Source organism: Guyparkeria halopsychrophila, from assembly GCF_044582135.1.
In the GTDB taxonomy this organism is placed as follows: domain Bacteria; phylum Pseudomonadota; class Gammaproteobacteria; order Halothiobacillales; family Halothiobacillaceae; genus Guyparkeria.
The window spans coordinates 1-280 of the sequence record NZ_JBDODP010000076.1 but is presented as its reverse complement, the minus strand read 5'-3'; the positions used below and the strand labels follow the sequence as shown (position 1 = coordinate 280).

At 56.1% G+C, this 280-nt stretch carries 1 protein-coding gene; it reads left to right on the top strand.

Going from position 1 to position 280, the window contains the following annotated elements; translation table 11 throughout:
* Positions 1 to 51: 51 nt before the first annotated feature.
* Positions 52 to 280: transposase (locus tag ABGV18_RS11555; RefSeq protein ID WP_396586156.1), on the top strand; the 229-nt coding region annotated here is incomplete at its 3' end.

Below are 280 nucleotides of genomic sequence, written 5' to 3'. Positions count from 1 at the left end.
TGAAGTGACCCCTGAAAGTTGGACACCAATCCAACTGACAGGGGTTTTCTTATGGCGAAATATTCATCGGCGTTTAAGCTGCGTGTGATCCGGTATCGGGAACAGCACGATGCCGGAAGCAAGGCGACAGCCCAGCATTTCCAGATTGACCACAGCTTGGTCCGGCAGTGGTGTGCCCTTTACGGCGCGCACGGAAAGGACGGGCTGGAAACGCGCCGCCAACACTATTCCTCGGCTTTCAAAGTGGAGGTCTTGCGTCGGATGGCCAAGGAGAGCTGGT